9 protein-coding genes and 2 pseudogenes are annotated in these 9,494 nt (G+C 65.9%); 3 read left to right on the top strand and 8 right to left on the bottom strand.

What is annotated here, in order from left to right:
- Positions 1-292, bottom strand: a pseudogene (locus tag A5625_RS09000) (A/G-specific adenine glycosylase); the annotation flags it as partial.
- On the opposite strand from A5625_RS09000, the pseudogene A5625_RS08995 reads away from it, so the two are divergent.
- Positions 285-584, top strand: a pseudogene (locus A5625_RS08995) (A/G-specific adenine glycosylase); the annotation flags it as partial. The pseudogenes A5625_RS09000 and A5625_RS08995 sit on opposite strands and share 8 nt — an antisense overlap.
- A 5-nt stretch (positions 585-589) precedes the next feature.
- On the opposite strand, the gene A5625_RS08990 reads toward A5625_RS08995, so the two are convergent.
- A complete protein-coding gene (locus A5625_RS08990; protein ID WP_066991780.1) occupies positions 590-1,360 on the bottom strand; it encodes an alpha/beta fold hydrolase in 771 nt (256 codons plus the stop codon).
- A 63-nt stretch (positions 1,361-1,423) separates the two neighbouring features.
- Here A5625_RS08990 and mhuD point away from each other — a divergent pair, with 63 nt between their 5' ends.
- Complete coding sequence (mhuD, locus tag A5625_RS08985; RefSeq protein WP_066991776.1) at positions 1,424-1,744, top strand: mycobilin-forming heme oxygenase MhuD; 321 nt, start codon at positions 1,424-1,426, stop codon at positions 1,742-1,744.
- Positions 1,719-3,086 carry a serine hydrolase gene (locus A5625_RS08980; RefSeq protein ID WP_066991773.1) on the top strand — a complete coding sequence of 456 codons (1,368 nt, stop codon included), beginning with the start codon at positions 1,719-1,721 and terminating at the stop codon, positions 3,084-3,086. Before mhuD ends, A5625_RS08980 begins: the two co-directional genes overlap by 26 nt.
- Before the next feature lie 3 nt (positions 3,087-3,089).
- Here A5625_RS08980 and A5625_RS08975 read toward each other — a convergent pair whose 3' ends face one another.
- The 6 genes from A5625_RS08975 to lysS form a co-directional block, all read right to left on the bottom strand.
- On the bottom strand, positions 3,090-3,638 hold the full coding sequence (locus A5625_RS08975) for a histidine phosphatase family protein (protein WP_066991771.1): 549 nt from the start codon (positions 3,636-3,638) through the stop codon (positions 3,090-3,092).
- Complete coding sequence (locus tag A5625_RS08970) at positions 3,635-4,426, bottom strand: CbtA family protein (protein ID WP_066991768.1); 792 nt, start codon at positions 4,424-4,426, stop codon at positions 3,635-3,637. The genes A5625_RS08975 and A5625_RS08970 overlap by 4 nt, the downstream gene beginning before the upstream one ends.
- 9 nt (positions 4,427-4,435) lie before the next feature.
- Entirely contained in the window at positions 4,436-4,651 is a 216-nt protein-coding gene (locus A5625_RS08965; RefSeq protein WP_066991765.1) for a CbtB domain-containing protein, read from the bottom strand.
- Between the two features lie 229 nt (positions 4,652-4,880).
- On the bottom strand, positions 4,881-7,427 hold the full coding sequence (gene clpC1, locus A5625_RS08960) for an ATP-dependent protease ATP-binding subunit ClpC (protein ID WP_066991762.1): 2,547 nt from the start codon (positions 7,425-7,427) through the stop codon (positions 4,881-4,883).
- 326 nt (positions 7,428-7,753) lie between these two features.
- A complete protein-coding gene (gene lsr2, locus A5625_RS08955) occupies positions 7,754-8,092 on the bottom strand; it encodes a histone-like nucleoid-structuring protein Lsr2 (protein ID WP_008263502.1) in 339 nt (112 codons plus the stop codon).
- Between the two features lie 127 nt (positions 8,093-8,219).
- Positions 8,220-9,494: lysine--tRNA ligase (gene lysS, locus A5625_RS08950; RefSeq protein ID WP_066991759.1), on the bottom strand; the 1,275-nt coding region annotated here is incomplete at its 5' end.

Below are 9,494 nucleotides of genomic sequence, written 5' to 3'. Positions count from 1 at the left end.
CCTGCGCGGCGGGATAGCCGGCATGCCGCCACGCACACTGGCTGAGCGGACACAGTCCACAGCGCGGCGCGCGCGCCGTACAGACCGTCGCGCCCAGCTCCATCAGCGCCACGGAGAACTTCGGTGCCGTGTCGTCGGCGGGTAGCAGCGCCGACACGTCGGCGTGGTCGCGCGCCGCGGACGGTGTGCCGGCGTCGGCCAGGCCGTGCACCACGCGTGCCACTACCCGGCGCACGTTGGTGTCCACCACCGGTACCGCCTGGCCATAGGCGAAGCAGGCGATGGCGCGCGCGCCGCGCTGTGGACTGTGTCCGCTCAGCCAGTGTGCGTGGCGGCATGCCGGCTATCCCGCCGCGCAGGGGCCGGCTCGTCGCGTCCAGACCTATGCCGGAACCGACCGTCAGGTCCGCGGACGATTGATGGATGTGTTGCGCGCCAACGATTCTCCGGTAACTCGTGCCGAGCTGGACGTGGCATGGCTGACTGACACCGCACAGCGGGACCGGGCGTTGTACTCACTACTGGCCGACGGCTTGGTGACGCAGACCCGCGACGGCCGGTTCGCCCTGGCCGGCGAGGAGTAACCGCCTCAGGCCGGCGGGTGCGGCGCAGCCAGGAACTTCTCGACCGCTTCCCGGTACACCTGTGGCGCCTCGTCGTGAACCAGGTGACCGGACTGCGGAACACGCAAATAAGTTGCGGCCGTGGCTAATTCAACCATTTCCTGCATCTGGCCCGGCGGCGTGACCGAATTGCCCGCCTCTATGAGCAGCGCGGGAGCCCGCACCGCGCGCCACTGCATCCAGTAATCCCGGGTCCCCCATTCCGCGGCGATCTCAATCCAGCGCGCGGTGTGACCGTGCAGCCGCCAACCGGTTTCGGTCCGGTCGAAAGCCTCCAGAAAATACTGACCGGCGACCGGTCCGAATTCGGCGAAAACCTGTTCAGCGGAGTCGAATTCGACCGGAAGCGCGTGCAGCCATGGTTCCCATGGGCCGGTGGTGCGGCCGCGGAAGTCCGGCGCCATGTCCTCGAGCACCAGCGCCGAAACCAGTTCGGGACGCTCGGCGGCCAGACACCATGAATGCAGGGCCCCCATCGAATGACCGACCATCCTGACCGGCACCGCGAGCGTGCTCACCGCGTCAGCCAGGTCGGCAACGAACCGTTCGGTGCTGATCGGATGCGGATCGTCGACGTCGCGGCCGCGGTGCCACAGCGCGTCGTAGGTGTAGACGGTGCCCAGCCGGGTCAGCCAGGGCAGCTGCCGCGGCCAGGTGGTCCCCCGCCCCATCAGTCCATGCGCCAGCACCAGCGGCTCGCCCTGGCCCCCGTGGCAAGTCAACAGATGGCTGGACATAGCACCATCTTGCGTGTGCCGCCCTGGGCTGGAGCACCGGGATGGGCGGGGTAGCCTAGCGGCATGTCGCCAGTGGTGAAGATCAACGCAATCGAAGTACCCGCCGACGCCGGCCCAGAGCTGGAGAAGCGGTTCGCGCACCGGGCGCACGCGGTCGACAACCAGCCCGGCTTCCTCGGGTTTCAGCTGCTGCGCCCGATCAAGGGCGAGAACCGCTACTTCGTGGTGACGCAGTGGGAGTCCGAAGAGGCGTTTCAGGCGTGGGCGCAGGGGCCCGCCATTTCGGCCCACGCCGGTGAGCGGGCGAACCCGGTGGCAACCGGGGCGACGCTGCTGGAATTCGAGGTTGTGATGGACGTTGCCGGCAACAAGCAGGCTGGCTAGCGGGCTATCGGCCTGGCGCCGCGCGTGGGCGCTGAGCGCCGCCGCCGCACTGGTAGTGACCTTGGCGCCCGGTTGCGCCCCCTCCCCGTCCCCGCCGGCGAATGCGGCCAACCCGGGACGGCAGATCGACATCCGCACCCCGCCCGGCATCCGGGCCCAGCAGACCTTGGACATGCTCAACTCGGACTGGCCCATCGGCCCGGTCGGAGTTCACACCCTCGCCGCCCCCGACCAGGTCGAGTCGGTGGAAACCACCATGGAGGCGCTGTGGTGGGACCGTCCGTTCACCCTGAACAGCGTCGACCTGGGCGCCAGCGTGGCCAACCTGCACCTGACGTCGTCCTACGGTGCCCGGCAAGACATCCGGATTCACACTGACGACGGCGGCTGGGTGGACCGGTTCGATCTGGAGACCCAGCCGCCGCCCAAGATCAACTCGTGGCACGACATCGACGCGGTGTTGAGCAAGACCGGTGCGCGCTACTCGTATCAGGTCGCCAAGGTCAACGACGGGCATTGCGATCCGGTGGCCGGCACCAACACTGGCGAATCCTTGCCGCTGGCATCCATTTTCAAGCTGTACGTATTGCATGCCCTGGCCGGCGCGATCAAGAACGGAACGGTGTCCTGGGACGACCAGTTGACCGTCACCGACAAGAGCCGGGCGGTAGGCTCGTCGGGTTTGGCATTGCCGGCCGGAGCGCACGTTTCGGTTCGCACCGCCGCCGAGAAGATGATCGCCACCAGCGACAACATGGCGACCGACTTGCTGATCGGGAAGCTGGGCACGCACGCCATCGAGGAGGCGCTGGCCACGGCCGGCCATCACGACCCGGCCAGCATGACCCCATTCCCCACGATGTACGAGTTGTTCTCCGTCGGCTGGGGCCGGCCCGATCTGCGCGACCAATGGGAACACGGATCACCGCAGGCTCGTGGACAGCTATTGGACCAAGCGAATTCGAGACCATATGACCCGGATCCGATGCGCGCTCACTCGCCGGCGTCCTCTTACGGCGCGGAGTGGTACGGCAACGCCGAAGACATCTGCCGGGTCCATTCGGCGCTGCAGGCCGACGCTGTCGGCGAGGCAGCACCCGTGCGCGAGATCCTCTCCGCGGTCGCGGGCATTCAGCTGGACCGCAACGTGTGGCCGTATATCGGCGCGAAAGCCGGTGGCTTGCCGGGTGATTTGACGTTCAGCTGGTATGCCGTCGACAAGACGCGGCAGCCGTGGGTGGTCAGTTTTCAGCTGAATTGGCCGCGCGATCACGGGCCGACCGTGACCAGCTGGATGTTGCAGATCGCCAAGCAAGCCTTCGCGCTGATCGCTCCGCGCTGACGGTCACAGCCGCAGCGTCCAGCGGCCACCCCGACCGTGCATGACAATGCGGCCGACCGGGGCAACGTCGATGCGCCAAAACGATGTCGGGGCGACGTCCAGCGCCACCACGATCGCGGCCCGGATCACCGCCGGGTGCGTCACCGCCAGCACACGTAATGGGTTGGCGGTCAACGACTCCAGCCACCCCGCCACTCGGGAAATCAGCCCGGTGATCGACTCACCGCCGTGCGGCGCGGCGTCCGGTTCACTCAGCCACGCTTCGAGTTCGTCGGGCGGCAGGGCTGAAAGCGCCTCGCCGCGCCACCGCCCGCAGTCGAGATCGGCCAGCAGCGGTTCGGTGTCGGCTTGCAGGCCAAGCAATTTCGCGGTCTCGCGGACACGTCGCTCCGGACCGCAGAGTTGACGGTCGCCGGGAACGAACTTCGCCGCCACCGCCTCGACCTGACGGCGGCCGATCGAGTTCAGCGGTTCGTCGGCCGGAAAACGCCCGCCCGCCATGGCATCCGTCATCGCGTGCGATAGCAGGGTCAGCCGGACGACCTCGGTCACGCCGCGATACTCGACGCCTGCCCGTGCGGATCCCGCTCGCCGAGCAGCCGTCCGCTGACGGTGGCGAAAACCAGACCGATGCCCGCCCACAGCACCAGCTGGGTGGCCAGCGACAGCAACCGGAACTCGTAGAGCACGTCGGCGGGGAACCCCGGATAGATGATCGTCCCCGCGGCGTCACGCAGCGGCTCGGGTATCTCATCCACGCCCGGCAGCAGCACCGTCACCACGACGATGGCCACCAGATAAGCCCCGGCCGCCAGCAGCATCGCCTTCCATGCGCCGAACCGGACCGCGAGACGTCGGGCGAGCCACACCGCACCGATCGCCAGCACCACCGACACCAGCACCAGCACCAGATACCACCCGGTGCGCGCCCCGATCGTGTCAGCCTGTCCGACCGCGGGTGGGTTCGGTGGATACTTCAGGAACGGTACGACGTACACAGCGCCGAACGCGCCGGCCGCCAGCAGCAACGAAAGCGCTTGCGGGCGGCCACTTTCGGTCCGCGCGTGGACGATGCTGAACAGCACCGCGAACAACGCACCCATGGCCAGGCCGAAGATCAGCACGCCGAAGCCCAGCCCGGGCCCGGACTGCACGCCGCGGGTGAACAGTTCGGCGCCGTGCTCGTGCACGCCGTGCGCATGCTCGGCGTCAGTGCGGCCGTCTTCAAAAGCGATGGCGCGGCCGATGACAGGCTCGGCGCACAGGCGGGCGAAAATGAACGCCAGCACCGCACCGACAGCACCCGCCAGAAGACCGCCCGCGATTAGGCGTTTTTCCACAGGACCGGGTCAGTGGCAGGGGAAGCCGAGCAGGTGCCGTGCGTCGTGGACGAACTCGTGCACGTGCGAGTCACTGCCGAACAGCGAGACCGCGCCCTGGTCGACGCCGACGAAGTACAGCGCCAGCAACGCGAGGAAGACGGTTGCCGCCAACCAAAGCGCGGTGCTTGCCGCCGAAAGATCAACCGATCGGGTGCGGCTGCCAGTTAGCTGCGGGTGGGACACAATCGACTCCTTCTGGGGATTACGCGTCCCCGCTGTGGATGACGAGCCTCGGGTCTGACTTTAAACAGTGGCGCGACCGTTCTGGACTTTCACCAGATTCCGTTACACGTCGATGGCATCCGTCAGTGTAATCCCCGCGGTTGGCCGGGCAAACGGTGATCGGCGCTGCCGCAAAGCAAAACCGGGCGGCTAGTCCCGATGGGGACCAACCGCCCGGTTTTAGTGGTCGCTACTGCCCGTCCGGGCCCTGGTCGCCGGCGCTGTGCGCACCGGCCTTGGCCAGGTCCGGTTCGGCCGGCGGCTTGCGGGTTCCGGTGAACGTGAACGTCGCTTCCTCGCCGGCACTCTCACCGTCCCAGTTGTCCACGTCGACCGTGACAACCTGGCCGGGTCCGACTTCCTCGAAGAGGATCTTCTCCGACAGCTGGTCCTCGATCTCGCGCTGGATGGTGCGCCGCAGCGGACGGGCACCCAGCACCGGGTCGAAGCCACGCTTGGCCAGCAATGCCTTCGCCTTGTCGGTCAGCTCGAGGGCCATGTCCTTGCTCTTGAGCTGGGTGGCGACCCGGGTGATCATCAGGTCGACCATCCGGATGATCTCGTCCTTGGTCAGCTGGTGGAAGACGATGATGTCGTCGATGCGGTTGAGGAACTCCGGGCGGAAGTGCTTCTTCAGCTCGTCGTTGACCTTCTGCTTCATCCGCTCGTAGTTGTTCTCACCGCCACCCTGGGTGAAGCCCAGGCCGACCGGCTTCGAGATGTCCGACGTGCCGAGGTTCGACGTGAAGATCAGCACGGTGTTCTTGAAGTCGACCGTGCGGCCCTGACCGTCGGTGAGCCGGCCGTCCTCGAGGACCTGCAACAGGCTGTTGTAGATCTCCTGGTGGGCCTTCTCGATCTCGTCGAACAGCACCACCGAGAACGGCTTGCGCCGCACCTTTTCGGTGAGCTGGCCGCCCTCTTCGTAGCCGACGTATCCCGGCGGGGCACCGAACAACCGCGACGCGGTGAACCGGTCGTGGAACTCACCCATGTCGATCTGGATGAGCGCGTCGTCGTCGCCGAACAGGAAGTTGGCCAGCGCCTTGGACAGCTCGGTCTTACCGACACCGGACGGTCCGGCGAAGATGAACGAACCCGATGGGCGCTTGGGGTCTTTCAGCCCGGCGCGGGTGCGGCGGATCGCCTTGGAGACGGCCCTGACCGCGTCCTCCTGGCCGATGATCCGCCTGTGCAGCTCGTCCTCCATGCGCAGCAGCCGGGTGGTCTCGGCCTCGGTGAGCTTGAACACCGGGATACCGGTCCAGTTGCCCAGCACCTCGGCGATCTGCTCGTCGTCAACCTCAGCGACCACATCGAGATCGCCGGAGCGCCACTGCTTTTCACGCTCGGCGCGCTGGCCCACCAACTGCTTCTCGCGGTCACGCAGGCTGGCCGCCTTCTCGAAGTCCTGGGCGTCGATCGCCGATTCCTTCTCCCGGCGCGCCTCGGCGATCTTCTCGTCGAACTCGCGCAGGTCTGGCGGCGCGGTCATCCGGCGGATGCGCATCCGCGCGCCCGCCTCGTCGATCAGGTCGATGGCCTTATCGGGCAGGAACCGGTCGTTGATGTAGCGGTCGGCCAAAGTGGCCGCGGCCACCATCGCGCCGTCGGTGATCGACACCCGGTGGTGCGCCTCGTAACGATCGCGCAGACCCTTGAGGATCTCGATGGTGTGCTCCACCGTCGGCTCGCCCACCTGCACCGGCTGGAAGCGGCGCTCCAGCGCGGCGTCCTTTTCGATGTACTTGCGGTACTCGTCGAGCGTGGTGGCGCCGATGGTCTGCAGCTCGCCTCGGGCCAGCTTGGGCTTCAAGATGCTCGCGGCATCGATCGCGCCTTCGGCCGCGCCGGCACCCACCAGGGTGTGCAGCTCGTCGATGAACAGGATGATGTCGCCGCGGGTGTTGATCTCCTTGAGCACCTTCTTGAGGCGTTCCTCGAAATCACCGCGGTAGCGGCTGCCCGCCACCAGCGAACCCAGGTCGAGGGTGTAGAGCTGCTTGTCCTTCAGGGTTTCGGGGACCTGGCCGTGCACGATCGCCTGCGCCAGGCCCTCGACGACGGCGGTCTTACCGACACCGGGCTCGCCGATCAGCACCGGGTTGTTCTTGGTGCGCCGGCTCAACACCTGCATCACCCGCTCGATTTCCTTCTCGCGGCCGATGACCGGGTCCAGCTTGCCCTCCATCGCGGCGGCCGTCAGGTTGCGGCCGAACTGGTCGAGCACCAGCGACGTGGACGGCGAGCCGGACTCCCCGCCGCGGCCTCCGGTGCCGGCTTCGGCGGCTTCCTTGCCCTGGTAGCCGCTCAGCAGCTGGATCACCTGCTGGCGCACCCGGGTCAACTCGGCGCCCAGCTTCACCAGCACCTGCGCGGCCACGCCCTCGCCCTCGCGGATCAGACCCAGCAGGATGTGCTCGGTGCCGATGTAGTTGTGGCCCAACTGCAGCGCCTCGCGCAGGCTCAGCTCGAGAACCTTCTTGGCGCGGGGCGTGAACGGAATGTGTCCGGACGGGGCCTGCTGGCCCTGGCCGATGATCTCCTCGACCTGGCTGCGGACGCCCTCGAGCGAGATGCCCAGCGACTCCAGCGACTTCGCCGCGACGCCTTCGCCCTCATGAATCAAACCCAGCAGGATGTGCTCGGTGCCGATGTAGTTGTGGTTGAGCATCCGGGCCTCTTCTTGCGCCAGGACGACGACCCTGCGGGCACGGTCGGTAAATCTTTCAAACATCGGGTTACCTGCTCTCCCTTACATCGGTACAAACCTGTTGGCGGCCCAGTGCCGGTCCCCTGTGGCCGGAATCGCGTACCTGTCTCCACTGTAATGGTCGGGTTGCCGGGGGGCCTAACCTTGCCGCGTTCTTCGCTGCGCGGCGACCTCGGTGTTTCCCGGGCCAATCTCAACTGCGACTGCCTGCGGCGTTGCACGCCGTAATTGAAGAAACGTTGCGAGCTTCCAATTCGTTTCCACAAGCCGCCCGGCGATTGTTTCGCGCCCAGCGAAATGACAAACCGGCGCCCGGGCATTGGTTGCCCGGGCGCCGGTTTCCAGGACTGCTAGGTGGCCGCGTGGAACGCGTCGATCACGTCGGCCGGGATGCGGCCACGCGTGGACACGTTGTGCCCGTTGCGGCGAGCCCATTCGCGAATCGCCGCGCTCTGCTCACGGTCGATCGCGCCACGGCCGCGGCCCGAGCCGGACCGACCGCGCCGACGCCCGCCGACCCGGCGGCCGGCTTCGACCCATTGCTTCAGATCTCCGCGCAGTTTCGCGGCATTCTTGGACGAAAGATCAATCTCGTAGGTCACCCCGTCAAGCCCAAATTCAACCGTTTCGTCGGCCGCGCCGGCACCGTCGAAATCATCGACCAAGGTGACGGTCACTTTTTTCGCCATTGGCTTACCCTCGCATTTCGTCCCTGAGCAGTTACTGAGCAGATTGGATCGGCCTCCCCGGCCCCCAATGTGCCATAACAGCGAAGCATACTCAATCTGCACGGAAGCCGCACAGTTCAACTTTCAACTACGCGTGCGGCCGAACAATCGGGAACAAAACTGTCTCGCGAATTGACAGTCCGGTCAATGTCATCAACAAGCGATCGATACCCATTCCCGTTCCGGTACATGGCGGCATCGCATACTCGAGTGCGACAAGGAAATCTTCGTCGAGCACCATGGCTTCGTCATCACCCGCAGCGGCCGCGCGGGCTTGGGCGGCGAACCTTTCGCGCTGCACGACGGGATCGTTCAATTCGGAATAGCCGGTGGCCAGTTCGACACCGCGGACATACAGGTCCCACTTCTCGGTGACACCGGCGATGCTGCGGTGCTGGCGCGTCAAAGGTGTTGTCTCAACCGGGAAATCCCTCACGAAGGTCGGAGCGACGAGCGTGTTGCCCACCGTGTGCTCCCAGAGTTCCTCAACGATTTTGCCGTGTCCGTAGCCTCTGTCCTTGGGAATCTCGACATCGAGCCGATCGGCGATGCCGAGCAGGTGTTCGACGCTTGTCTTTGGGGTAATCTCTTCGCCCAGTGCCGCAGACAATGACGGGTACATTTGTATGGAAGCCCATTCTCCGTCTATGTCGTAGACACCGCCGTCGGGCAGCGGTAGTTGTCGGGTTCCGATCGCCTCATCGGCTACCTCTTGAATAAGCTCGCGCGTCACTACTGCCGAATCGTCATAGGTCCCGTAGGCCTGGTAGGTCTCCAGCATGGAAAATTCCGGAGAATGCGTGGAATCCGCGCCTTCGTTTCGGAACACACGATTTAGTTCGAAAACCCTGTCGAGCCCTCCGACGACGCAGCGCTTGAGGAACAGTTCCGGCGCGATCCTCAAGTACAGATCGATGTCGAGTGCATTGGAATGCGTGATGAAGGGCCGCGCGGCGGCACCACCGGCCAGCGTCTGCAACATTGGGGTTTCGACTTCGAGAAACCCGCGCCGTTCCAAAGCGTTGCGTATGGCGCGGACCACCGCGATCCGCTGCCGGGCCACGGCGCGTGCCTGCGGTCGGACGATCAGGTCGACGTAGCGCTGCCGGACCCGGGCCTCTTCGCTCATCTCCTTGTGCGCGACGGGTAGCGGGCGCAACGACTTAGACGCCATCTGCCAGGAGTCGGCCAGCACGGACAATTCGCCACGCCGTGAGCTGATCACGTTGCCGTGCACGTAGACGATGTCACCCAGGTCGACATCGGTCTTCCACGCGTCGAGGGATTGCTGGCCGACCTTGTCGAGGCTGATCATCACCTGCAGGCTGGTGCCGTCGCCCTCTTGGAGCGTGGCGAAGCAAAG

This window comes from Mycobacterium sp. 1465703.0 (assembly GCF_001672975.1).
Taxonomy (GTDB): Bacteria; Actinomycetota; Actinomycetes; order Mycobacteriales; family Mycobacteriaceae; genus Mycobacterium.
The sequence above is the reverse complement of the archived record's forward strand: the minus strand, read 5'-3'. Positions and strand labels throughout refer to the sequence as shown.